The sequence below is a fragment of the Thioalkalivibrio sp. ALJ24 genome (assembly GCF_000377785.1).
Lineage (GTDB): Bacteria > Pseudomonadota > Gammaproteobacteria > Ectothiorhodospirales > Ectothiorhodospiraceae > Thioalkalivibrio.
In genome coordinates, this window is record NZ_KB898733.1 from 53,912 (window position 1) to 77,426 (window position 23,515).

At 69.7% G+C, this 23,515-nt stretch carries 16 protein-coding genes; 13 read left to right on the plus strand and 3 right to left on the minus strand.

The features are described from left to right. Positions 1–66 precede the first annotated feature (66 nt). From D571_RS0112510 to D571_RS0112525, 4 genes are all read left to right on the plus strand, one after another. Positions 67–2,712: an AMP-binding protein gene (locus D571_RS0112510; RefSeq protein WP_018937035.1), complete on the plus strand. Its 2,646-nt coding sequence runs from the start codon at positions 67–69 to the stop codon at positions 2,710–2,712. A gap of 205 nt (positions 2,713–2,917) precedes the next feature. Then, positions 2,918–3,490 (plus strand): hypothetical protein, encoded by a 573-nt coding sequence (locus D571_RS0112515; protein ID WP_018937036.1) that lies wholly within the window; start codon positions 2,918–2,920, stop codon positions 3,488–3,490. Positions 3,491–3,722: 232 nt separating this feature from the next. Further along, positions 3,723–4,808, plus strand: a complete 1,086-nt coding sequence (locus tag D571_RS0112520; RefSeq protein WP_018937037.1) for an acyltransferase family protein — start codon at positions 3,723–3,725, stop codon at positions 4,806–4,808. Positions 4,809–5,122: 314 nt separating this feature from the next. Then, positions 5,123–7,030, plus strand: a complete 1,908-nt coding sequence (locus tag D571_RS0112525; RefSeq protein WP_018937038.1) for a DEAD/DEAH box helicase — start codon at positions 5,123–5,125, stop codon at positions 7,028–7,030. A 47-nt stretch (positions 7,031–7,077) separates the two neighbouring features. Here D571_RS0112525 and D571_RS0112530 read toward each other — a convergent pair whose 3' ends face one another. Both D571_RS0112530 and D571_RS0112535 read right to left on the minus strand, forming a co-directional pair. Next, complete coding sequence (locus D571_RS0112530) at positions 7,078–10,647, minus strand: hypothetical protein (RefSeq protein ID WP_018937039.1); 3,570 nt, start codon at positions 10,645–10,647, stop codon at positions 7,078–7,080. Continuing rightward, the gene (locus D571_RS0112535; protein ID WP_018937040.1) at positions 10,644–11,966 is read right to left on the minus strand and encodes a DNA repair exonuclease; all 1,323 of its coding nucleotides are present in this window, start codon (positions 11,964–11,966) and stop codon (positions 10,644–10,646) included. The genes D571_RS0112530 and D571_RS0112535 overlap by 4 nt, the downstream gene beginning before the upstream one ends. A 150-nt stretch (positions 11,967–12,116) precedes the next feature. Between D571_RS0112535 and D571_RS0112540 the strand changes: the two genes are divergently transcribed. Further along, a complete protein-coding gene (locus tag D571_RS0112540; protein ID WP_018937041.1) occupies positions 12,117–13,208 on the plus strand; it encodes a hypothetical protein in 1,092 nt (363 codons plus the stop codon). Positions 13,209–13,310: 102 nt separating this feature from the next. Here D571_RS0112540 and D571_RS0112545 read toward each other — a convergent pair whose 3' ends face one another. Then, positions 13,311–14,387, minus strand: a complete 1,077-nt coding sequence (locus tag D571_RS0112545) for a WG repeat-containing protein (protein WP_018937042.1) — start codon at positions 14,385–14,387, stop codon at positions 13,311–13,313. Positions 14,388–14,494: 107 nt separating this feature from the next. Here D571_RS0112545 and D571_RS0112550 point away from each other — a divergent pair, with 107 nt between their 5' ends. The 8 genes from D571_RS0112550 (at position 14,495) to D571_RS0112585 (ending at position 22,903) form a co-directional block, all read left to right on the plus strand. Beyond that, a complete protein-coding gene (locus D571_RS0112550; RefSeq protein ID WP_232196981.1) occupies positions 14,495–14,830 on the plus strand; it encodes a nucleotidyltransferase domain-containing protein in 336 nt (111 codons plus the stop codon). A 53-nt stretch (positions 14,831–14,883) separates the two neighbouring features. Next, positions 14,884–17,250: a DEAD/DEAH box helicase gene (locus tag D571_RS0112555; RefSeq protein WP_018937044.1), complete on the plus strand. Its 2,367-nt coding sequence runs from the start codon at positions 14,884–14,886 to the stop codon at positions 17,248–17,250. Next, positions 17,247–18,680 carry a ribonuclease H-like domain-containing protein gene (locus tag D571_RS0112560; RefSeq protein ID WP_018937045.1) on the plus strand — a complete coding sequence of 478 codons (1,434 nt, stop codon included), beginning with the start codon at positions 17,247–17,249 and terminating at the stop codon, positions 18,678–18,680. The genes D571_RS0112555 and D571_RS0112560 overlap by 4 nt, the downstream gene beginning before the upstream one ends. 91 nt (positions 18,681–18,771) lie before the next feature. Then, positions 18,772–19,047 carry a type II toxin-antitoxin system Phd/YefM family antitoxin gene (locus D571_RS0112565; RefSeq protein WP_018937046.1) on the plus strand — a complete coding sequence of 92 codons (276 nt, stop codon included), beginning with the start codon at positions 18,772–18,774 and terminating at the stop codon, positions 19,045–19,047. Next, positions 19,047–19,460 carry a PIN domain-containing protein gene (locus D571_RS0112570; RefSeq protein WP_018937047.1) on the plus strand — a complete coding sequence of 138 codons (414 nt, stop codon included), beginning with the start codon at positions 19,047–19,049 and terminating at the stop codon, positions 19,458–19,460. The genes D571_RS0112565 and D571_RS0112570 overlap by 1 nt, the downstream gene beginning before the upstream one ends. Positions 19,461–19,573: 113 nt before the next feature. After that, entirely contained in the window at positions 19,574–19,921 is a 348-nt protein-coding gene (locus tag D571_RS0112575; RefSeq protein WP_018937048.1) for a MarR family EPS-associated transcriptional regulator, read from the plus strand. A 45-nt stretch (positions 19,922–19,966) separates the two neighbouring features. Further along, the gene (locus tag D571_RS0112580; protein WP_018937049.1) at positions 19,967–21,133 is read left to right on the plus strand and encodes a nucleotide sugar dehydrogenase; all 1,167 of its coding nucleotides are present in this window, start codon (positions 19,967–19,969) and stop codon (positions 21,131–21,133) included. Between the two features lie 9 nt (positions 21,134–21,142). Further along, positions 21,143–22,903 (plus strand): ABC transporter ATP-binding protein, encoded by a 1,761-nt coding sequence (locus D571_RS0112585; RefSeq protein WP_018937050.1) that lies wholly within the window; start codon positions 21,143–21,145, stop codon positions 22,901–22,903. Positions 22,904–23,515 lie beyond the last annotated feature (612 nt).

The following is a 23,515-nucleotide window of genomic DNA, read 5'->3' on the forward strand; positions in this document are numbered from 1 at the left end:
GTATGATGGGAGCCGCACTGCCCACAACATTTTTTATGCGGGCGCCGTCCCGCCGGAGGCCAGCGGATGAACGTTCGGACCATCGACGAACTCCTCGCCTCGCGCGCCCCCGAGTCGGGGCGCGAGGCGGTGGTGGCCATGACCCGCGATGGCCACGAGACCACCGAGCGGGCTGAGCTGCTGGAAAGGGCGGCGAGACTCGCGGCCGGGCTGCGCGAGGCGGGCCTGGAACGCGGGGACCGCGTGGTGCTGCTGGCCCCCAACAGCCCGGACTGGATCGTCTCGGCGCTGGGCGTGATGAATGCCGGCGGCAGCGTGGTGCCCCTGGATACGCAGATGCCGTCCGAGGACCTGCGCCACGCCCTGACGGATTCGGGCCCGCGCTTCATCTTCACCACCTCGGGGCTGGAAGAGCGGCTGGCGGATGTCCCCGGTGACTGGCAGGTCCGCCTGTTCGACGCCGCAGAGGATGCCCCGAATGCCTGGGCGAGCCTGCTGCAGGCCGAGCCCGCCGACTCGATGGCTCAAGCCGGGGATGTGGCCGCGGTGTTCTACACCTCCGGCACCACCGGTCCGCCCAAGGGCGTGCCGCTGACCCACCGCAACCTGGCCAGCAACGTGGAGGCCCTGTGCGCCGAAGAGGTCGCGGACCATAAGGATCGGGTGCTGGTGCCGCTGCCGTTCCACCACGTGTATCCGTTCACGGTCGGCATCCTCGTGCCGCTGACCCTGGGGGCGTCCATCATCGTTCCGTTTTCGCTGGTCGGGCCGCAGATCGTGCGCGGCCTGCGCGATGGCGAGGCGACCGTGATGCTGGGCGTGCCGCGGCTCTACGAGGCCGTGTGGAAGGCGCTGCAGGATCGTGTCGCCGGCCGCGGGCGGGTGCCGGCGCTGCTGTTCCGCGCGATGCTGGGGCTGTCGAAACAGGCGCGCCAGCGCTTCGGTCTGCGCCTGGGCCGTCGCCTGTTCGGGAGCCTGCACCAGCGCCTGGCGCCGCGCCTGCGCATGGTGGTGGCCGGGGGCGCGGCGCTCGACCCCGGGCTGGGGCGCAACCTGCAGGCACTGGGATGGGAGGTGGCGACCGGCTACGGCCTCAGCGAGACGTCGCCGATCCTCACCTACAACCCGCCGGAGCGGGTGCGTCTGGACGCCGCGGGGGTGGCGCTGCCGGGGGTCGAACTGGCCATCGACGACGGCGGCTCCGGCGATGGCCGCGGCGAGGTGATGGCCCGCGGGCCGAACGTGTTCGCCGGCTATCTCAATCTCCCGGAAAAGACCGCGAAGGTGCTGGACGCGGACGGCTGGTACCGTACCGGAGATACCGGCGAGATCGATGCGGATGGCTTTCTTTATCTGCACGGTCGTGAATCCGCCATGATCGTGCTCTCCGGCGGCGAGAACATCGATCCCGAACGCGTGGAGGGCGCGCTGCAGTCGGCCGAAGGGATCCGCGAGGCGGGCGTGCTGGAGCATGACGACCGGCTGGCGGTCGTGGCGGTGCCGGATGCAGGCCTGATGCGTGAGGCCGCCGGCGAAGAGCTCGAACGGCGAACCCGCGAGGCCGTCAACGAAGCGGCGAAGTCCCTGCCTACCCATCATCGCCCGGGCGTGGTGCGCGTCGCGTTGGATCCGCTGCCGCGGACCCGGCTGGGCAAGCTGCGCCGGCACAAGCTGGAAGAGCTGTTCGAGGAGCTGGGGCGCGAGGACGCGGTCTCGCGTGCCCGTCCGGAGCCGGTCTCGCCGGAATCCATGGCTCCGGAGGACCAGCAGCTGCTGTCCGACCCGGGCGCGGAACGCACGTGGAACTACCTCGCCGAGCGTTTCCACGACCGGCGCCTGACCCCGGACACCGGGCTGGCCGAGGAGCTTGGCATCGATTCGCTCAGCTGGGTCGACCTGACCCTGGCGCTGCAGGACCGCGCCGGGATCGATCTGGACGACTCGGCGATCGAACGGGTCGAGACGGTGCGCGATCTGCTGCGGGAGGCGGCGGCCGCGGGCGTGGCCCGCGAGGGGCAGGCCGACCTGAAGGCGCAGCTCGCCGATCCGGAGTCGCTGCTGGAGGCCGACCAGCAGACCGCGCTGGAACCACCCGGCCCGCTGCGCCGCGCCGCGGGGATGGTGGTGCTGGCCGGCGCGCGGGTGCTCTCCCGGCTGCTGATGCGCGTGGAGGTGCACGGTCAGCTTCCGGCCAGTGCCCCGTACGTGATTGCCCCGCGCCATCTGAGCTTCGTCGATGCGCTCGCGCTGCTGCCGGCCCTGGATCGGCAGCGTCTCGAGTTGCTGTACTGGGCGGGACTGCAGGGCTATCTGTTCACCGGCCCGTTGTCGCGGGCCTTCAGTCGCACGGCGCGGATCCTGCCGGTGGACCCGGGGGCCGCGCCGCGTCGCAGCCTCGCCCTTGCGGCGGCCAGTCTGCAGCGCGGCCACGGTCTGATCTGGTTCCCCGAGGGCCAGCGCTCGCCCGACGGAAGCCTGCAGCCCCTGCGTCCCGGCATCGGGCTGGTGCTGGCCGCGCAGCCCGTCCCCGTCGTGCCCGTGTGGATCGAGGGCACCCGCGAGGTGATGGCCCCGGGGCAGCGTCTCCCGCGGCCGGGCAAGAAGGTGCGCATCGTGATCGGGGACCCGGTGGATCCGACGGCTGCCGGCGGGGATGAACGGGCCATCGTCCGCGACCTGCAGGCGGCCCTGGAGGCACTGGGGCAGGAATGACCCGGTTGCCGCATGCCGAATGCCGGAAGTGATCGGCAAGGGTGCTCCGGGGATACTGGAACGATCCGGGGGTGTGTGCGGATCCGGGTCGCCGCATGGAGCGGCTTGACCGTGGTCGGGAAGATTCTGGCATGCGGTTCGCTTGGCAGGGTTGCCCCGGCTCCGTTCATGCGGAGCGGGAAAACCTTTCGAGCAGGAGCACGCCATGATCAACAGTATCGGCCCCAATCCGGCCACCATGGCCCAGACGGCGGGCATGAACGGACCGAATGGCGCCGGGAACCAGGGCCCCGCGGCCGCGGCCGGGCAGAACCCGGCGGGCCAGGCGACCGGGCAGGCCGCCGGTATGGCCGCGGCGCAGCTGGCCCAACCGGCCCGGGCGGGCGCACAGGGCGGCATGCAGGCGGCGCAGCCGGCTCAGGCCGCGGCCAGCCCGGCCATGGGACAGGCCCAGCCCGCACAGAACGCCACCCAGGCGGCCGCTACCCAGAGCCCGGCAGCTCCGACCGGTTCCACCGGCAACACCGGGAGTACCTCCGCACTCGGTGGCACCGAAGCGACGCAGTCCGCGGGCGAGATCGATACCGGACTGTCCGTCGATTCGGAGATGCAGGCGGGCGACTCCTCGACGGACACCGGCTCCGGTAACCCGGATAACGGCGCCGCGCAGGACGAACCGGGCGCCGAGGAAGAGATGGGCTCCACCTTCATGGCGGACGGCAGCCTGGCCAGCACGGGCCCGGACACCACCGGGTCCAGCGTCAACATCCAGGCCTGATCGACCCGCAGACCTGGCCGTTCCCGGAGTGGCCGGCGATTTGCTAGCCCTCCGGCATGGACTGCCCAGGGACAGATCGAATTCGCGGGCGAGCCCGGCGGCGACGCCGTACGGTACGGTACGGCCGGCGTGGCAATCTGCCACATGGGTCGCGCGGATCCGTCGCGTTTCGACACAGCGCCCCGAACTTCGAGCTCGGGGCCGAGTTTGCTGGCGCGAGCAGGGTGGCCGCATGACCGCCGTCTCGGCATCGCGCCTGGAGGGCCTGGATCTGGCCCGTGCGCTGGCCGTGGCCGGCATGCTGTCGGCGCATGTGGGGCCGGTGGGCCTGGAAACGCTCGGCGGGCAGCTGTACGCGTTGCCTCAGGGTCGGGCGTCGGTGCTGTTCATGCTGCTGGCCGGGGTGGGCGTATCTTTCCTGGCCGCCTCCCGGCGTCCGCGACGCGGCGGGTCCGAGGCCCAGCTGCTTTGGCGGGCCGCGCTGCTGTTCCTGATCGGGCTCGGGCTGCAGGCCCTGGAGCCCGACGCCATCTACGTGATCCTGCCGGCCTACGCGGCACTGTTCGTGCTGGCGATCGCCATGCTGCGCCTGCCGTCACCCGGACTGCTGGCCATCGCTGCATTGATGCTGGCCGTCGGTCCGGCGATCTTTCTGCACGGGCAGCTGACCAGCCCCGAGGTGTTCGACCGTTCGCCCGTGATGCCGGGGCTTGCCGCGGGCGAGATGCTGCACCGTCTGGTGCTGTCCGGCCCGTACCCGCTGGTGACCTGGATCGTGCCGTTTGCGGTCGGGATGTGGCTGGGCCGTCTTGATCTGCGCAGTACCGCCGTGCGCCGGCATCTGGTCGTGGTCGGGGCGGTGGGGACAGCCGGGGTGCTGCTGGCCAGCGTCGGGCTGCAGCGGGCGCTGGGAGTGGATGCCGACGACTGGGGCTGGAACCGGTTGCTGGTCACGCAGCCTCACAGTCAGATGCTGTTGTGGCTGGCCGGCTCGGTGCTGACCGCCGGCGCGGTGCTGGGGCTGTGCCTGCTCCTCGCCGATCGGGCGCGCCGCTGGCTGTGGCCCCTGATCGCGTCCGGGCAGCTGGCGCTGACCTTCTACGTGACCCACCTCCTGGTGCTCTGGCTGCTGCGGGAAACCCTCGAGAGTTCGGGCCTGGACGACCACGTGATGGACTCCCCCGCGATCGCGACCGTGGTGACCCTGCTGGCGATGGCGGCCTTCGCCGCCTTCGGGGTCCTGTGGCGTTCACGGTTCCACCGCGGTCCGCTGGAGAGCCTGCTGTTTCTGCCGTGGCTCGCGGGGCGGCGTGGATAGGTCAACACCAATGAATCCGGTCGAATCCTCGCGGGGAGATCGGCTGCCTCCGTGACCCCGACGGGGGCGCGTGACCGCCAGTCCGGGAGTGGTGGAGGCTCGTGACGGGGATACTCACGAAACCCTCATCGCACGGGCGGACGTCGCCCCGTACGCGGCCAGGTCCGGAGGCCGCAATCGAGTGGAACGAGGCTGACCCCCACGGCTCTCGCGTTTCGTGTATAGTGCGCAGCTGACCGTGTGGTCATTCCTTTTCGCCGGGCCCGGGGCACGCCAGTGCCATCGCTGTTTCCGGCCCGTGTGAGTACTGTGTGATGTCCGAATCCCCCTCCTTTGACCAGCTCGGTCTGTCCGAGTCGCTGGTCCGTGCCCTGTCGAATCTGGGCTTTGCCACTCCCACCGCGGTCCAGGCCGCCTGCATCCCCGCCCTGCTGGGTGGTCGCGACGTGCTGGGCGAGGCCCAGACCGGCACCGGCAAGACCGGTGCGTTCGGCCTGCCGCTGATCGACCGGGTGGAGGCCGACCACCGCGCCCCGCAGGCGCTGGTGCTGGCCCCCACCCGCGAACTGGCCGGCCAGGTGGCCGACGCGCTGACCGGTTTCGCCGCCGGGCGTGACGGCATCGAGGTCCTGCCGGTCTACGGCGGCCAGCCGATGGGCCAGCAGCTGCGCGCCCTGCGCGACGGGGCCCAGGTGGTGGTCGGCACGCCCGGCCGCGTGGCGGATCACGTCCGTCGCGGCAGCCTCGATCTGTCCAGCCTGCGCATGGTGGTGCTGGACGAGGCCGACGAGATGCTGCGCATGGGCTTCGTCGAAGAGATCGAGTGGCTGCTGGAGCAGACCCCGGCCGAGCGCCAGACCACGCTGTTCTCCGCGACCATGCCGGCGCCGATCCGGCGCATCGCGCACCGTCACATGCGCGAACCGGAAGAGATCCGCGTGGGTGCGGGCAACGAGGCCGGCGTCGACATCGACCAGAGCTACTGCCTGGTCGATCAGCGCAACAAGCTCGAGGCCCTGACCCGTCTGATGGAGACCGAGCCGGACCTGGATGCGGCAGTGGTCTTTGCCCGTACCAAGGCGGCGACGGTCGAGATCGCCGATCGGCTGGGTGCCGCCGGCGTGTCCGCGTCGGCCCTCAACGGCGACATGGAGCAGGGCGAGCGCGAGCGCGTGGTCGCCAACCTGCGCGACGGTCGTCTGGACGTGATCGTGGCCACCGACGTGGCCGCACGCGGCATCGACGTCCCGCGCATCAGCCACGTGTTCAACTTCGATGCCCCGGGCGATGCCGAGGTCTACGTGCACCGCATCGGGCGTACCGGCCGCGCCGGGCGCAAGGGTCGTGCGATCCTGTTCCTTGAGCCGCGCAAGCGGCGCATGCTGAAAGACATCGAGCGCCTGACCGGCAAGTCCGTGCGTGAACAGGCGGTGCCCGACCGCGAGGCGGTTCGCGCACGCCGCGAGGATCGCTTTGCCGAGCGCGTGCGGGCCGCCATCACCGAGGATGCCGGCGGCCGCTACGCGGACCTGGTGCAGCGTCTGCTGGCCGATGGCGAGACCTCGCCGCAGGACCTGGCCGGTGCCCTGGTGGCGCTGGCCACCGAGGGCTCCCCGCTGGACGCCTCCGCCACCGCCGGTGCCGACCCGCTGGCCGGCGCGGCCCGCGCCGGCCGCGACGACCGCTCCGGCGGCCGGGATCGCGGCGAGCGCAACAACAAGCGCCGCGAAGGCGGCCGTCAGGGCGATCGCGACGCGGGTCCCGAATCCGGCATGGTGCGCTACTACATGCCGGTGGGCCGCACCCACGGCGTCGCGCCGGGCGCGATCGTCGGGGCGCTGGCGAACGAGGGCGGCCTCAACGGCCGCGACATCGGCCGCATCGGCCTGCAGCAGGAACACTCGCACGTGGACCTGCCGGAGAGCCTGGACGAGGGCGCGATCCGCAAGCTGGGCGGCATTCATGTCGCGAACCGTCGCCTCGGCCTGACGCTGGAGATCCCGGCGCCGCAGGGCCCGGGCCACGACGCGCCGGCGCGCAAGTCGAAGCCTGTTTCCCGCAAACCCGCCGGTGGCAAGCCGGCCACCGGCAAGCGTCCCGCGTACCAGGCGGCGGGCAAGCCGGCCGGTCGCGGGCCGGGCAAGGGCGCGGGCAAGGGCAGTGCCGGCGCGTCCCGCGCCCCCGGAACGCTGGGCATCCGCCGCAAGGCCGCCAACGGCTGATCGCGGTCGCCCCGTCCGCGTAGCGGATGGGGCGCATGGCCGGGGCTTCAGTCGCCGGTTTCGTGTTCCAGGTGGTCGATCAGGCGCTGGATGTCGCCCGGGTCGGCATCCGCGGGCACGCGTTCCAGGACGTACTGGCGGCGCTGCTCCGGGGTGAGCGGGTCGCGCTCGTCCAGCAGGCCGTGTTCCTTCAGCCAGGACTCCAGCTGTTCACGCTGCCGGGTCCGCAGGCGCTGCTCGGTGCCGCTGGCCATGGTGATCGGATCCTGACGCAGGCCCTCCAGCAGCGCTACGGGGTCACCCCCGGTTTCTTCCGCACGTCGCACCACGCCCTCCAAGGTGTTGTCGGTCAGCACGCCGTCCGCGTGCGCCTGTTCCAGGATCCCCCGGTTTACCGTCTGGCCATGGCCGATCCGCCAGGCGTCCAGCCAGTGCTCCAGGGCGATGCTGCGATGGGCGAGGGCGGTGCGCCGGCGTGCCTCGGGCAGGGCGCGGGCGGCGATCCGACTGTCCAGCAGACTGCGCAGCGGCCCGACCCGGTCCACCCGCCAGTCCTGCATCAGGCTCCGCACGGTGGCGGGGTCGTCGAACAGCACGTGCAGCAGGTGGACCTCTTCGGCCGGAGCCGTCGGGTCCGGGCGCGGGACCCCAAGCTCGCGGGCCCAGCTGGCGATGTCCCGGTCTCCGGGCTCCGGGATGGTCGGTGCGGCGGGAAGACGGAAACGGGCCGGAGTCCGCCCCGAGCCTTCCCCGGACTTGTCCATCGCGATCCCGCGCACGGCCTGCAGGTCCACCCGGTGAGGTGACTCGCCGGTGGCCTGCTGCCACAGCTGCACCTCGTAGTCGCTGGCCGCCAGATACAGGATCTGTCGATCCTGCGCGAGTTCGCGCAGGGTGCGGAACATCACGACGGCGCGTTCGGGGTCGGTAGTGGCCAGGGCCTCGTCGATCAGCAGCGGCCAGCGCCGTGTCCCGTCGCCGGCCTCGCGGGTCTCCACGCGGGCCAGACGCAGGGCCAGCAGCAGCTGCATGCGGGTAGCGGTGGAAAGCTCGCCGGGGGTGCGCAGGGCCCCCTGCACGCGGTCCTCGCCGAGGAAGCCGTCGTCCTCGTCGCTCAGCCGCAGGGCCCACTGGTGGTGGGTAAAGCGGGCGAAGGCCTCGCGCGCACGACGCAGCAGCTCGGGTTCTTCCTCGCGGCGGAACTCGTCCTGGATGTCGCCCAGCAGGAACCGGCCGGCGGTGCTTTCGAGGGCCCTGGCGCGGTGCTGCTCCAGCGCCTCGCGCGCGCCCTGCTCGGCCGCCATGGCCCGTTCGCGTTCCCCCTTGAGCCCGGTCTGGCGGATGCGCTCCCGAATCTGGCTGCGTTCCTCGCGCAGCTCCTCCAGCCGGGCGGCGCGGTCGACCGCCTCGGCGTGGCGCCGGGTCAGGGTGTCGCGCTCGCCGGGGGAATCCTGCGTGCCGGCCAGGGCGAGCAGGTCCGGACGGGCCTCCAGTTCGCGCGCCAGGTCGTCGCGGCGCCGGCGCTGTTCTTCTCGCTGGTCCCGCAGTTCGCGCCACGCCTCGTGCTGTTCCAGGCGCTGTTCCAGGGTGCCGCGCTGATCCGGCCCCAGGCCGACCTCGGCCAGCTCGCGGGCGGTTTCCTGCTCGATCTCCTCCAGCGTCTCCCGCAGCCGCCGCGCCTCGCGTTCCTTCTCGGCGGCCTCGCGTTCGGCCTCCGCGGCCTCGTCGGCGCGCTGGCGCAGGGCGGCCACGGCGGGCGCCAGATCGACGTGGGCCGGGGATGCGTCGCCCGGGGCGTCGGTCTCGGTGCCGGGCCAGCGGGCGAGGGCCTCGCGAAGTTCCGTGGTCAGGGCCCGGACCCGGCCGGCGGTGTCCGCCCGCCGGGCTTCGGCCTGCTGCAGGGCCAGTTCAGCCTGCTGCAGCTCGCGGGTGCGCTGGAGGAAGTCGTCGAGCCGCCCGGCAAGCGTCGGGTCGAAGCCGGCCTCGCGCGCGAACACGGCCTCTTCCTGTTCCAGTTCCTGCAGCTGCCTGTCCACGCTGTCGCGCTCGGCGCGCAGCGTGCGGGCTTCTTCGAAACGCTGGCGGTCCAGCCGCAGCGCATCGCGTCGGCGTTCGATGGCCTCGAGACAGGCGCGCACGCCGGCCGGGTCCCACGGCGCATCGGGGGTATTGTCCAGGCCCAGTGCCGCGAACTCCCGGGTCAGCTGGTCGCGGCGGGCCTCAAGGGCCAGCGCTTCGGCCGAGCGGCGCAGACGTTCCGGCAGGATCCCGGAGACCATCCCGGGGAACCGCAGCGGCAGCAGCGCCAGCAGCATCACCCCGCCACCCACGACAGCCAGCCAGCCGGGGCCGACGAGGCCGCCAACGACCGCGATGATGGCGCCCAGGCCAGCCCCGATCACGGTCGGGAGGACGGGACGCTCGCGGTGGTCCGGCGACGGCAGGGCCAGCCAGTCATACAGCAGCCGCGCGCCGCGTTCGTGGCGTTCCAGCTCCTCTTCGGGCGAGGACTCCGGCGCACCCTGCACCCGGGTCACGAGGGCCGTGCGGCGGTCTTCCAGCTCGCGCCGACGGCGGGCCAGATCGTGCGCCCGGTCGAGGCTGGCGTCGTCCAGTTGTGGCAGTTCGCGGGCGGAGTCCTCGCGGCCGGCGAGCCGGGCGAGGGCCCGGTCGCGCGCGGTACGCGCGTCGGTACAGGCGGTGTCGGCGTCGGCCAGTGCCCGTTCCTGCTGGTGCAGGGCCTCCAGACGCCCGCGCAGGCGTTCGAGTTCGGCGGGATCCGGTCGGGCGTCCTCCAGGCCGGTGCGTGCCAGCCGCTCGACGGCCTGCCGGCGGGCCTGCTCCGTGCGGGCGAGTTCCTCGCGGGCGTGCTCGCGGCGGCGGTCCAGCGCGGCGAGGCGTTCCGGTTCGCGGCCGGTCAGGCGCTCCATGTCGGGCGGGAATTCTTCCAGGCGTGCGGCGGTCCCGCGCAGCACCTGTTCGGTGTCCAGCAGGCGCAGTGCGGTCTCCAGGGCCTTCTGCTCTTCCTGCGCCTCCATGGCCTGCGCGATCTCGCGGTCCAGCTCCGGCAGGTGCTGTTCCCCGGCGGCGGCCTGGCGCTGTTCTCGCTCGACCTCCTCGCGCTGCTGCCGGGCCCGCTCCAGCGCCTGGCGCTCGCGGTGTCCGGCGCGCGGGGCATGCGGGAACAGCTCGTCGCGCAGTGCGGGCAGATCCAGCCCGCTGTTGAGTTCCCGGCGCAGCTGGCGGGCGAGAGCCTGCTCGCCGCTGCCCTGGATCTGCACCAGGTCCTCGACGCCGATCAGGTAGCTGTCGAGCAGATCCGGCGGTGGCGGGGCGGGAGGTTCGGCCGGGCGGCCGTCGCACTGCCACGCCACATGCGCGCCGTTGCGGTCCACGGTCCACAGATGGCGCCCGTCGTGGAAGCCGGCGGTCAGCGACAGCTGGTGCGGGTCGCCCGGGCGATATCCGGCCAGCAGATGGCGCAGGGCGCGGATCAGGCTGCTCTTGCCGGAGGCGTTCGGCCCGGTGACGAAGTTGACCGCCGGGTCCAGGGCGTCGATGACGAAGCCCCGGTCGATCCCGGGCAGCCGGCGGATCTCGATGGACTGCAGTTTCACGCGCCGGCCTCCGTGTCGGTCTCGGCGTCCGTCTCGGCCAGCAGGCGTTCCAGCAGGCGGCTGCCGGTGTCGATCAGGTGCTCGGCGATGGCTTCTTCATTCAGTGCCGCCGCGGGCAGGCCCTGCCAGCGGGCGTCGTCGGCGACCGGTGCCAGCGCGTCGCGTGCGCGTTCGATCAGCGCCCGGCGGTCGGGGTCGTCGGCCGGGCGGTGCAGGTCGCGCAGCCGGCGGGCCAGCAGCCCGGCGTGGTCCTGCCGGCGGGCCAGCTCGTCCAGATCGACCGGCGGCCGGGTATCGGCGAGGATGCGCTCGATGAAGGTGAAGCGCTCGGGGCTGGCGGCGATGCTTTCCTCGCGATGCCCGTCGAGCTGGTTTGCGACCTCGCCGGCGAGGGTGGTGGCCCCAGTCAGGCGCAGGCGCAGGCCCAGCGCGCGCGGCGGGAGGGGGCGGGCGTCCAGTCCCGCTTCCAGCTCGCGCAACTGCTGCAGCAGGCGGGTGCGGGCCTGTTCGGCGGTCTCGAGGCCGGTCAGGTCGAGATCGACGCGGGCCCAGTGCAGCGGGGCGAGGCACTGCTGTTCCAGCGACTGGATGCGGCCCGCCTCCACGGTCAGCAGCCACGGCCCACGCGCGCCGTGTTCGCCGGGGTGCAGGCCGGTAATGGAGCCGAGGTAACCGCCGGTGTAACGTCCGGCTGTACCCGCCGCGTCGAGGGCGTCCGGGCGATGGATATGCCCCAGCAGCCAGGCATCCAGTCCGGCGCCGGCCAGTTCGGCCGAGCGCACCGGGGCGTAGTGCGAGTCGCGTGCGTCGCGGTCGGCGTGCAGCAGACCCAGCTGAACGCCGGCCGCGGCCCCTTCGTTCGCGTGGAAGTCGTGTCCGGCGAGCGGGCTGGTGGTCACCCGCCGCGACGGGAACGACCAGCCGTGCAGGGTCACGCGGTCTTCGCCGGTCCCCAGGGTGACGCTTTCCCAGGTCCCGCCACGGCCCAGCAGGTGGAAGCCCTCGAGTTCGTCGGCCAGACGCGGCAGCACGGCCACGTCGTGGTTGCCGGCCACGCCCGCCACGCGGATGCCGGCCCCGGTCAGGCGGTCGATGCCGGTGCGCAGCTGGCGGTAGGCCTCGAAGAAATCGTCCTCGCGCTCGACCAGGTCGCCGGCCAGCACCACCGCATCCACTTGCCGTTCGATCGCGAGGCGGACACAGCGCTCCCAGGCCTCGGCCGGGCCCAGTTTGGCGCCGTCGTCGGCCAGTGCGGCCGGCAGGCGCGCCGGCTGGCGGCCCAGGTGCATGTCGCCCACGGCGAGGATCTGAACGGGCATGGGTTCCCCAGTGCGGAAATCGGGGGTACATGGTGGCACCGGCCGGGGCGGGCGAGAAGCCCCGATCATCCCCTCCATCCGGAGGGGGACATGCCGTACGTTGTGCGCGATGCTGTCGGGGTCTTTCCACGAGTTCCGGGAGCCGATGCCATGAAAGACTTCAGCATGCGGGAGACCCTCGGTCTGCTGCGCAGTACCGCGCCGTTCCTGGTGTTCCGGTTCATCATCTACGTGGGCATAACCCTGGCGTACGTGATCGGCACCGGAGCCGGTGCCGGGATCGGCTACGGGATCGGGTATATCGGCGACAACCCCGGGGTGTTCGGCCTGTGGGGCGGCCTCATCGGCTTCGGGCTGGTGGGCGCGGTGGTTTATTTCTTCCGTGAATACCTGCTCTACATCGTCAAGGCCGGGCATATCGCCGTGCTGGTGGAGCGCATGGACGGCCAGGAGCTGCCGCAGGGCCGCGGCCAGATCGAGCATGCGCGCGAGGTGGTGCGCGAGCGTTTCGCCCAGGCCTCGGTGCTGTTCGCGGTGGATCAGCTGATTAAGGGCGTGCTCAAGGTCTTCAACCGGGCCTTCTTCAGCATCGCGGCGCTGATCCCGCTGCCCGGGACCAGGGGGCTGGCGAGCTTCATCAACACGGTCATCAACCTGTCGCTGACCTACCTGGACGAGGTGATCCTCGCCTACAACATCCGCACCCGGGCCGAGAACCCGTGGGCAGCCAGCCGCACCGCGCTGATCCTGTACGCGCAGAACTACAAGGCGTTCCTGAAGAATGCATTCTTCCTCGCGTTCTTCATCTGGGGCATGACCTTCGTCGTGTTCCTGATCATCCTCGCGCCAATCGCCGGGCTGGTGGCGCTGATCCCGGCGCTGGCCGGCCCGCTGACGGTGATCATCGCCCTGGTGTTCGCCTGGGGCGTGAAGCAGGCAGTGATCGAGCCGGTGGGCATGGTCGCGCTGATGCAGGTGTTCAACCGCGTGACCGAGGGTCAGGACCCCGATCCGGAATGGGAGGCGCGGCTGGAGAAACTGACCGGCAAGTTCGGCGAGATGCGGCAGAAGGCCGCCGCTTGGACCGGCGGGTCCGGGCGTTCCGATGAGACGGACGACATGGCGACGGCCGGTGCCACCAGCGGTGGTGGTGAGGGGGCTGACCGTGATGCCCCGACAACTGGCTCGGGCGAGCAGGCCCCCGAAGATCGTGGTCGGGACGACCCCGGATCGGGGCGTTAGGTAAACGCCGATTCAGCGAACCGGGTTTCGCCGAGGCACACGGATGTGCCCCGATCAGCCGACCCTGCGTCTGGAGGGTTCGGCTGATCGGGACTTAGTGACTCAGTCGTCGGCCCGCCAGACGATCTCGCCGTCGGTGTCGAAATACGCCATCACTGCGTTTTCGGCAAACATCTTGCGGTGCTCCTTGTTGGTGTCCACCGCGGGCCCGCATCCGGAACCGTCGGAGGCATGGATCAGGGCCGGGGCAAGGCCGTCGCGATACGGCAGGATGGTGCACAGGTCATCGCGTTCCAGCACGGCGGACAGCGCGGTCCGGCCATCCGTGTCGATGAACCGCTCGGCCCGGGTGTCGTCGTCGGTGACCAGGGCGATCCCCTGATCGAAGGGCGAGGCATCGCGATAGCCTTCGTCGAGGACTATTTCGCCTTCGCGGTCGATGTAGGCCCAGTGCCAGGAACCGATTTCCACGGCGGCCAGACCGTCGGAGAAGGGTGTGGTCTCGCGGAATTCCGGCTCGATAACCCATTCGCCGTCGGTATCGATGAAGCCCCATTCGTTGCGGTCGGCGGCGGCCGGTGCCAGTCCGTCGACGAACGGCCCCACTTCGTGAAACTGCGCTTCGATGACGACCTCGCCATCGGTATCGAGAAAGCCCCACGGCGAGCGGAGCCCGTCGTCCGGCTGGTAGGCCACCAGGCCCTCGCTGACGCGGCCCAGCTCGGCGTGGTCCTGGTCTTCGAGCCGGGCCTGGCCGTCGCGGTCGACCAGGTGACAGCCGGCATCGACGTTGGGGCGCGGATTCCAGCAGTACGTGGTGTAGCCCTCACGAAAAGGTGTGAGCGGGGATTCCCGATAAGTGAAGGTTTCCAGCGCGGTAACTCGGCCGGCCGAACGGAATTCCGGTTCGGCCACCCACTCACCGGCCGCGTCGATGATGCCGAACTTCTCGCCGTCAAAGGCGATGCCGCGGCCCTCGCTGAACGACTCGAGCTGTTCGAAACGCGGGCTCACCACCCATTCCCCGTCGCGGTCGATCAGGCCCCATTCGCCATCCTGTTCGGCGGGGTAGAGCTCGGGGTGCTCGGCAGCGGCCGTACCTGCGGTTCCGGCCAGACCGGCCAGCAGCAGGCTCACGGCCAGGGGTGGCGGGAAGTGATTACCAGTCGGGTCGGGCATGGGATCCTCCGTTGCAGGGTTCGTCGGGTGACGGCCGTGACCCGTATGCAAATCGGGTCAGGCCGGTTCCATGGGAACATGGCGACCCGAAACGACAAACCGTCCGTTTGGACGGGGGCACCGGCTGGCCTACAATCAAGGAAATGCGTCTTCGTCCCGAGCATATAAAAGCGATCCGCGAGGTCGTGCGCCGCGAATGCGGTGCCAGCACCCTTGTTCGGCTGTTTGGCTCGCGTCTGGACGACGCAGGGCGAGGTGGTGATGTCGACGTGCTGGTTGAGCTGGATGACCCGGTCGAGCGTCCGGCCATGCTTTCCGCCCGTCTCTCGGCCATGATCAGCCGCCGGCTCCAGGGGCGTGCAGTGGACGTTGTCCTCTGCGCCCCGAACATCACCCGCAGCCCGATTCATGACATTGCCGAAAGAGAAGGGCAGCTTCTGTGAATGCCGGGACGTCAGCCCGTCCGCCACCCGGTGTCCCCGAAGCCGATTCCGGAGTGGAGGGCGCGCGCCGGCTGGCCGAGCGGCTGAAGGCGCGTTACCGCAAGCGGATTACCGGCGAGCTGGTGATGCCCGCGCGGCCGGCCAGTACCGCGCCCATCCCCGACGACCTTGATCCGGCGATCGCCTCCGCGCTGCGGGGGCGCGGCGTCGAGCGGTTATACAGCCACCAGCGCGCGGCCTGGGACGAGGTGCGGGCCGGGCACCACACGGTGGTGGTGACCCCCACCGCGTCGGGCAAGACGCTCTGCTATAACCTCCCGGTGCTGCAGGCGGTGCGCGAGCGCAAGGCGAAGGCGCTGTATCTGTTCCCCACCAAGGCGCTGTCGCAGGACCAGGTGGCCGAGCTGATGGAGCTCAACGAGGCCGGCGAACTGGGCGTGCGCGCCTACACCTTCGACGGTGACACCCCGGGGGATGCGCGCAAGGCGGTGCGCACGCGCGGCGACATCGTGGTGACCAACCCGGACATGCTGCACCAGGGCGTGCTGCCGCATCACACCAAGTGGGCGCAGTTCTTCGAGAGCCTGGAGTACGTGGTCATCGACGAGACCCACAGCTACCGCGGGGTGTTCGGCTCGCACGTGGCCAACGTGATGCGCCGGCTGCGGCGGGTCTGCCGCTTCCATGGCGCGGATCCGGTGTTCATCCTGAGCTCGGCGACCATCGCCAACCCGCAGGAGCTTGCCGAGGGGCTGGTGGGCGCGCCGGTGCGGGCGATCACCGAGAGCGGTGCGCCGGCCGGTGAGCGCCATCTGCTGCTGTGGAACCCGCCAGTGGTCAACGCCGATCTGGGCATCCGCGCGTCTGCGCGCTCGCAGGTCACGCGCATCGCGCGCATGGCGCTGCGCTCGCGGCTGTCCACCATCATCTTCGCGCGCACGCGGCTGATGGTGGAGATCCTCACCCGCTACATGAAGGACGTGTTCGACAACGACCCGCGCAAGGCGGCGCGGGTGGCCGCGTATCGCGGCGGCTATCTGCCGAACGAGCGCCGCGAGACCGAGAAGGCCCTGCGCGGCGGGAACGTCGACTGCGTGATCGCCACCTCGGCCCTGGAGCTGGGCGTGGACATCGGCAGCCTGGACGTGTGCCTGCTGACCGGCTACCCGGGCACCATCGCCAGCACCTGGCAGCGCCTCGGCCGGGCCGGGCGGCGCAACCGGCCGTCGCTGGGCGTGCTGGTGGCCAGCTCCGAGCCGCTGGATCAGTACATCATCCGCAACCCGGAGTTCTTCCTCGGGCAGTCGCCGGAGCAGGCGCGCATCGCCCCGGACCAGCTGCTCATCCTGCTGGACCACGTACGCTGCGCTGCGTTCGAGCTGCCGTTCCGGCGCGGCGAGACCTTCGGCGGCGAGGACCTGGAGGCCCTGCTCAACTATCTGGAAGAGGAGGGCGTGCTGCACCGCGAATCCGACACCTGGCACTGGACCGAGGACAGCTACCCCGCGCAGAGCGTCAGCCTGCGCTCGGTGGCCGAGGGCAATTTCGTGGTGGTGGACACCAGCGACGGGCAGCAGAACATCATCGCCGAGGTGGACTTCTCCAGCGCGGCCGAGACCCTCTACGAGGGCGCGATCTATCTGGTGCAGGCCGTGCCCTACCAGGTCGAGCACCTCGACTGGGACGGACGCAAGGCCTTCGTTACCCGCACCCGCGCCGACTACTACACCGACGCCATCGACTATACCCGGTTGAAGATCCTCGACGACTTCGAGCGCAGCGCGGCCGGGCAGGGCGAGGCCGCGCGCGGCGAGGTGCACATCGTGCGCCGCATCCCGGGCTACAAGAAGATCCGCTACTACACCCATGAAAACGTGGGCTACGGCAACATCAGCCTGCCGGACCAGGAGATGCACACCACCTCGGTGTGGTGGCAGTTGGCGCCGGAGGCCCTGGCGGCGCGCTTCGCCTCGCGCCACGAGGCGCTGGACGGCTTTCTCGGCGCGGCCTATGCGATGCACCACGTCGCCGCGTTGGTGGTGATGGCCGAACCGCAGGATCTTGGCCGTGCGGTGGGCGATGGCGACGCCCGCTGGTTTGCCACCGTGGGGGCCGGCGGCCGCGGCCAGCTGCGCACTCTGGACGGCGGCGAGCGCGACCCCGAGCAGGAGGCGCGCTTTCGCCCGGCGGTGTTCCTGTACGACAACTATCCCGGCGGGGTGGGGCTGTCGGCGCCGCTGTTCGATGCCCGCGCGCGGGTGGTGCGCGACGCCCTCGCGCTGATCCGCAACTGCGGCTGCGCCCACGGCTGCCCGGCCTGCATCGGCCCGATCCTCGCCAGCGACGAGGTGCGCGGGTTCTCGCCGAAACAGGCGGCGCTGACCGTGCTGGAATCTCTCGACACGGAGCCGGCGGCGTGAGCCTGTCCGACCGGCTGAACACCCTGCGGCGCCAGGCCGGCGTGCCCCCGGAACGGCGCAACGCGGACGAGGTTGTCCGGGACAGGCCGGGGACTTCGGGTACGGCCCCCGGGAACGAATCCGGGGAGGAACCGGCCGGCCCATCGGTAAACGAAGGGCCCGTGCACGACGGTCGGGCGCCGGCGACCGGGCAGGGCGAAAACCCGGAACGCGCTCGCGCCCTGGCCGAGCTGCGCGAACGCATCCGGCGGATGGGGGCGGCACCGAAGGCCCCGGGACCATCTGCATCCGCGCGCGCGGCGACGCTCGACGCGGAATCGGCACCGGCCCCGGTCGGCGCCACGGAGCGCTCGCCCGCACCCGCCACCTGCGTGGCCAGCGCTGCCGAGCTGGCCGAGCATCTCGGCGGGACCCGCATTGGCGAACACGTGATCCTGCTGGATCGCGAACTGCCGGTGGACACGGTCCACGGCCGCCTGCCACTGGGACGCGCCGCCGGGAGCGCGTGGCCGTTCTGGCCGGCCGGCGAACGGGTGGGGTTCATCGACACCGAGACCACCGGGCTGGCGGGCGGGGCCGGGACCGTGGCTTTTCTGGTGGGGCTGGCGACCCCCAGCGGCGAGGGCCTGCGTCTGCGCCAGTGGCTGATGACCGCCTTCGCCGGCGAGGCCGCGATGCTGGCCGCGGTGGACGAGGCGCTGGGCGAGTGCCGGCATCTGGTCAGCTATAACGGCAAGACCTTCGACCTGCCGCTGTTGCGCGACCGGCGCCGCATGCAGCGTCGCCACGATCCCGCCGAGACCGCCCATACCGACTTCCTGCACCCGGTGCGCGGCCTGTTCGGCCACGCCTGGCCGGACTGCCGGCTGCGCACCACCGAGGAACGCCTGCTGGGCCTGCAGCGCCGCGACGACCTGCCGGGTTCCGAGGCCCCGTGGGCGTGGCAAGCGTATCTGCGCTTCGGCCAGGCCGACCTGCTGCAGCGCGTGGTGCGGCACAACGCCGATGACATCCTCAGCCTGGCCGTGCTGGGGCCGGCGCTCGCCGAGGTGCTGGCCGATCCCCCAACGCACGCGGCCTCGCCCGAGGGCGCCGCGCGCCTGCTGGACCGACTGGGCGGCCCGGGGGAGGCGCGGCACCTGCTGCAGCAATGCGAACCGCACCTGGGGCTCCAGGGCCGCCTGTGGCTCGCCCGGGAAAGGCGCCGCGCCGGTGAATGGCCGCGCGCCGTGGCCCTGTGGCAGCCGCTGGCCGAACAGGGCCACCCCGAGGCCATCGAGGCCCTGGCCAAATACCACGAACACCAGCGCCGCGACCCGGCCACGGCCCTCCACTGGGCGCGGCGCCTGCCTGACACCCCCGCCACACGCACCCGTCGGGCCCGGCTGGAACGCCTCCTGTCATCAGGCTCGGGCGTCCCGAAGAACTGACGGATGCAGCAAGGCCGATCTCCGTGACCTGTAGAGGGGTGCCTTCCTCCGGAGTGCTACAATTAGTACTCAAATCGGTACTGGAGGGCGTATGGAGAACGTGATTTCGGCGCAGGAAATCAAACGGCGCGGGATCAGCGCGGTGGATCGTGCGCTGGAGAAGGGGCCGGTGCACGTGATCCAGCGCAATCGCCCGCGGTACGTCATCCTGAGCGAGGAGTCCTACCAGCGTCTGGCGGAGGGCGCCGAGGCCCGGGGGCGGTTGTGGCACCGGTTGCTGGAGGACAATTCACCGCCGTCGGCACCGCGAAGCCGCGAAGAGCTGGACCGCGAACTGCAGGCGGAGCGTGAAGGCTGGTCCGATTGATGCTGGCGTTTCTGGATGCCAGCGCCATCATCTACCTCCTCGAGGGCGATGCCCGTACCCGAGAGTCGGTTCGGCAGGTGCTCAGGGGGCTGGCGCAGGATCAAACCCCTCCGGCACTCGCGGTGTCCGCGTTGAGCCGCCTGGAATGCCGCGTGCTCCCGTTGCGCGAATCGAACACTCCGGTTCTTGAACAGCTGGATACGTTTTTCAGCGACCCGGGGTTGTCGGTGATCGCACTGGATGCCGCCGTTCTGGACATGGCAACGGAGCTGCGTGCGCACCATGGTCTGCGCACACCCGACGCGATCCAGGCCGCGTCCCTGCTCGCGATTGACCCGGAAGGCACCTTCGTCACCGGAGATGGCGATTTTGAAAAGGTACCGGGCCTGCGCGTCCATCCGATTCCGCGTTGACGTAGAAATGCGTGCACGGTGTCATCCCGCAGTCTTGAGGGGGCCTTACAAACATGGTCCAATGCGCGCTCAATTCGTGAACGCGGCCGCCGCGGCGGCATGGGCCCCGACGTTTGATCAGCGATGAGCTTCAGTATCAGGTACTGCGCCTGCTCGAGAACGACCCCGAGATGAGTCAGCGGCAGCTGGCGCGCACCCTGGGTCTTTCGGTAGGCAAGACCAACTACGCCCTCAAGGCCCTGCTGGAGCGCGGCTGGGTCAAGGCGCAGAACTTTCGCCGTGCCGACAATCGTTCCGCCTACCTCTACAAGCTCACCCCGGGCGGACTGCAGGAAAAGTCCCGCCTGGCGTATCACCTGCTGAAGCGCAAGCGCGCCGAACACGAGGCCCTGATGGCCGAGATCGAAGAACTGCGTTCCGAGGTGCGGGGTATGCAGGAAACGCATTCCGATGCGCCCTAGTTGCCGCATCACCGACGGAAATAGACATACAAGGAAAAGGACAGCATGAAGATTGCAGTGGCCGGCACCGGCTATGTGGGCCTCTCCAACGCGGTGCTGCTGGCGCAGCACCACGAAGTGACCGCGCTGGATGTGGTGCCGGAGAAGGTCGAGCAGATCAACCGGCGGCATTCGCCGATCATCGATGCCGACATCGAGGACTTCCTGCAGAACCGCGCGCTGAACCTGAAGGCGACGCTGGACCGGCAGGAGGCCTATGCCGATGCGGATTTCGTCATCATCGCCACGCCCACGGACTACGACCCGGATACCAACTACTTCAACACCCGCTCGGTGGAGAGCGTGATCCGCGATGTACTGGAGGTGAACCCCCAGGCGGTGATGGTCATCAAGTCCACCGTGCCGGTGGGCTACACCCGCGAGATCAAGGCGCGGATGGAGACCGACAACATCCTGTTCTCGCCGGAGTTCCTGCGCGAGGGGCAGGCCCTGCACGACAACCTCCATCCGACCCGGATCATCGTGGGCGAGCAGTCCGAACGGGCCGAGACGTTTGCCGGCCTGCTGGCCGAGGGTGCGGTGGCCACCGACATCCCGATGCTGTTCACCCAGCCCACCGAGGCCGAGGCGATCAAGCTGTTCGCCAACACCTACCTTGCGATGCGCGTGGCGTACTTCAACGAACTGGACACCTACGCCGAGACCCACGGCCTCGACACCCGCCAGATCATCGAGGGCGTGTGCCTGGACGGGCGCATCGGCGACCACTACAACAACCCGTCGTTCGGTTACGGCGGCTACTGCCTGCCCAAGGACACAAAGCAGCTGCTGGCCAACTACGACGAGGTGCCCAACAACCTGATCGGCGCGATCGTGGAGGCCAACCGCACGCGCAAGGACTTCATCGCCGACGCCGTGATCCGCCGCAACCCGAAGGTGGTCGGCATCTACCGCCTGGTGATGAAGAGCGGCTCCGACAACTTCCGCGCCTCCGCCATCCAGGGGGTGATGAAGCGCATCAAGGCGAAGGGCATCGAGGTGATTGTCTACGAGCCCGAGCTCCCGGACGACGAGTTCTACCGCTCCCGTGTCATCCGCGACCTCGAACAGTTCAAGCGCGAGGCCGACGTGATCGTGGCCAACCGCATCACCGACGACATCCGCGACCAGGCCGACAAGGTCTACACCCGCGACCTGTTCAACAGCGACTGACCGGCCTTCATGTTTGACACTTACCGCAAAGCCCTGGCCCTGCTCAGCCGCAAGGAAAAACGCCGCGGCGGCCTCGTGCTGGGCATGGTCATCGTCATGGCCGTGCTGGAAACCGCCGGCGTCGCCTCGGTCATGCCGTTTCTGAGCGTGCTGGGCAACCCGGAGGTAGTCGAGACCAACCCGGTGCTCAACACCCTGTACGAAGGCCTCGGCTTCACCTCGGTGGATGCCTTCATCCTCGCGCTGGGCGCGGCCGCCTTCGGGCTCATCCTGTTCTCCGCCTTCTTCCGCTCGCTCACGCACTACGCGATGAACCGCTTCATCGAGATGCGTCGCCACAGCATTGGCAAGCGGCTGCTGGAGACTTACCTGCGCCAGCCCTACGCCTTCTTCCTCGACCGCCACAGCGGCGACATGGCCAAGAACATCCTCTCCGAGGTGGACCAGCTCGTAATGCAGGTCTTCCGCCCCGGCATGCAGATGGTCGCCTACAGCGTGGTCATCCTCGCACTGGTCATCCTGCTGATCGTGGTGGACCCGTGGCTCGCACTGGGCGTGGCCGTGGTGATCGGCGGCATGTATGCGCTCATCTTTGGCGCAGTGCGCGGCATCCTCGGCCGCGTGGGGCGCGACCGCGCCCGCGCCAACCAGGAGCGCTTCACCGCCGCCAGCGAGGCCCTGGGCGGCATCAAGGACATCAAGCTGCTCGGCCGCGAACACGCTTACCTCTCCCGGTTCGACGGCCCATCCAGCCGTCAGGCCCGCCACCAGGCCACCAACCAGACGCTCGGCGAGGTCCCCAAGTTCGTCATTGAGGCGGTCGGCTTCGGTGGCGTGATCGCGCTCACTATGGTGTTGCTGGCAACTCAAGGAGGCACCGACAGCGGTGCCCTGGGCGACATCCTGCCCATCCTCGGCCTGTACGTCTTTGCCGGGGCTCGTTTGCTACCGGCCGCACAGAAGATCTACAAGGGCATGGCCAAGCTGCGCTTCGGCGCCGCCGCCGTGGACAACGCCTACAACGACCTGTACCAGCGCTCCGCTCTGGCCGAGCTGTACAAGCGCGCCCCACAACCTCTGGAGCCCAAGCAGACCATTACTCTGCAGAACATCCACTACACCTACCCGAACGCCGAGCGCCCGGCCCTGCAGGGGATCGACCTGGAAATCCCCGTGGGCAGCTCCGTGGGCATCATCGGAACCTCCGGTGCCGGCAAGACCACCCTGGTGGACGTGCTGCTGGGCCTGCTGCGCCCCACCGATGGCGCCATCGTGGTGGACGGCCAGCCCATCACAGACGACAACCTGCGCGCGTGGCAGCAGGCGCTGGGCTACGTGCCGCAGGACATCTTCCTGACCGACTCCACCGTGGCCGAAAACATCGCCCTGGGCGTGCCGCCCGAGCAGGTCGACCACCAACAAGTGGAACGCTGCGCCCGCATGGCCCAGGTGCACGACTTCATCGTAAGCGACATGCCACAGGGGTACGCCACTGTCGTGGGCGAGCGTGGCGTGCGGCTTTCTGGTGGTCAGCGGCAGCGGATTGGCATTGCCAGGGCCCTCTACCACGACCCGCCCTTGCTCGTATTCGATGAGGCAACCAGCGCACTGGACAACGAAACAGAAAGCGCGGTGATGGAGGCTATCGATGCATTGGCCGGAACCAAGACGCTGATCCTTATCGCCCACCGATTGAGCACGGTCCGAAACTGTCGGCGGGTCGTGCAGCTGGAACAGGGTCGCGCAAGGGAGTCGTCCTGTGTTGATTGAATTCTCGGGTCCGTCTGCGAGCGGGAAGACTGAATTTGTTAGACATTTGCTGAAGACATGGCCAGAGACCCGGTCGGTAAGACGTTCGGTCAGCCCGAAAGCTTCGCCCACTGGCCCTAAACTCAAGGCCGCAGCCTCCCATGCCCACGAGGCTCCGCAAGCGTTCCTGAATGCCTACAAATGGCACAAACACAGCTTTGGCCTGTCCAGAAACCCTGTGCGCGCCTCACTTCGGATGGCCGCAGAGTACAGCCTGCTAAAGGGACTGTCTCAAGACTCGAGCCTGTGGCTCCTCGATCAAGGTCGTTTGCAGCTTGGTTCATGGTTACCGCAACACATATGCAAGGATCCCTTTCCCCATTTGCACACATTTAGAAACCTTGCATGCTTTGGTGATTGCGTCGTTCTCACATCACTGCATCCCGATTTGGCACTCACGAGAATGATTCAACGTGGAGACCGTGACCGCCCAGAACGTGTGGCTAGGGAAAGAGGGTATAAGTCTGCGTCAGACTACGCCATAGATGTTTATGAACGACAACACCCAAAACGAATACATCTAGCCCAGTCTTATGGTTGTTCGGTTTTGCTAAATGTCATAAATCGTCATGG

Bases quoted from the DNA above. Each gene is read 5' to 3' on its own strand.
- D571_RS0112585 (WP_018937050.1), top strand. From the start codon at position 21,143: ATGTTTGACACTTACCGCAAAGCCCTGGCCCTGCTCAGCCGCAAGGAA.
- D571_RS0112535 (WP_018937040.1), bottom strand. From the start codon at position 11,966: ATGCCCGTTCAGATCCTCGCCGTGGGCGACATGCACCTGGGCCGCCAG.
- D571_RS0112510 (WP_018937035.1), top strand. From the start codon at position 67: ATGAACGTTCGGACCATCGACGAACTCCTCGCCTCGCGCGCCCCCGAG.
- D571_RS0112565 (WP_018937046.1), top strand. From the start codon at position 18,772: ATGGAGAACGTGATTTCGGCGCAGGAAATCAAACGGCGCGGGATCAGC.
- D571_RS0112580 (WP_018937049.1), top strand. From the start codon at position 19,967: ATGAAGATTGCAGTGGCCGGCACCGGCTATGTGGGCCTCTCCAACGCG.
- D571_RS0112540 (WP_018937041.1), top strand. From the start codon at position 12,117: ATGAAAGACTTCAGCATGCGGGAGACCCTCGGTCTGCTGCGCAGTACC.
- D571_RS0112520 (WP_018937037.1), top strand. From the start codon at position 3,723: ATGACCGCCGTCTCGGCATCGCGCCTGGAGGGCCTGGATCTGGCCCGT.
- D571_RS0112545 (WP_018937042.1), bottom strand. From the start codon at position 14,387: ATGCCCGACCCGACTGGTAATCACTTCCCGCCACCCCTGGCCGTGAGC.
- D571_RS0112515 (WP_018937036.1), top strand. From the start codon at position 2,918: ATGATCAACAGTATCGGCCCCAATCCGGCCACCATGGCCCAGACGGCG.
- D571_RS0112525 (WP_018937038.1), top strand. From the start codon at position 5,123: ATGTCCGAATCCCCCTCCTTTGACCAGCTCGGTCTGTCCGAGTCGCTG.
- D571_RS0112570 (WP_018937047.1), top strand. From the start codon at position 19,047: ATGCTGGCGTTTCTGGATGCCAGCGCCATCATCTACCTCCTCGAGGGC.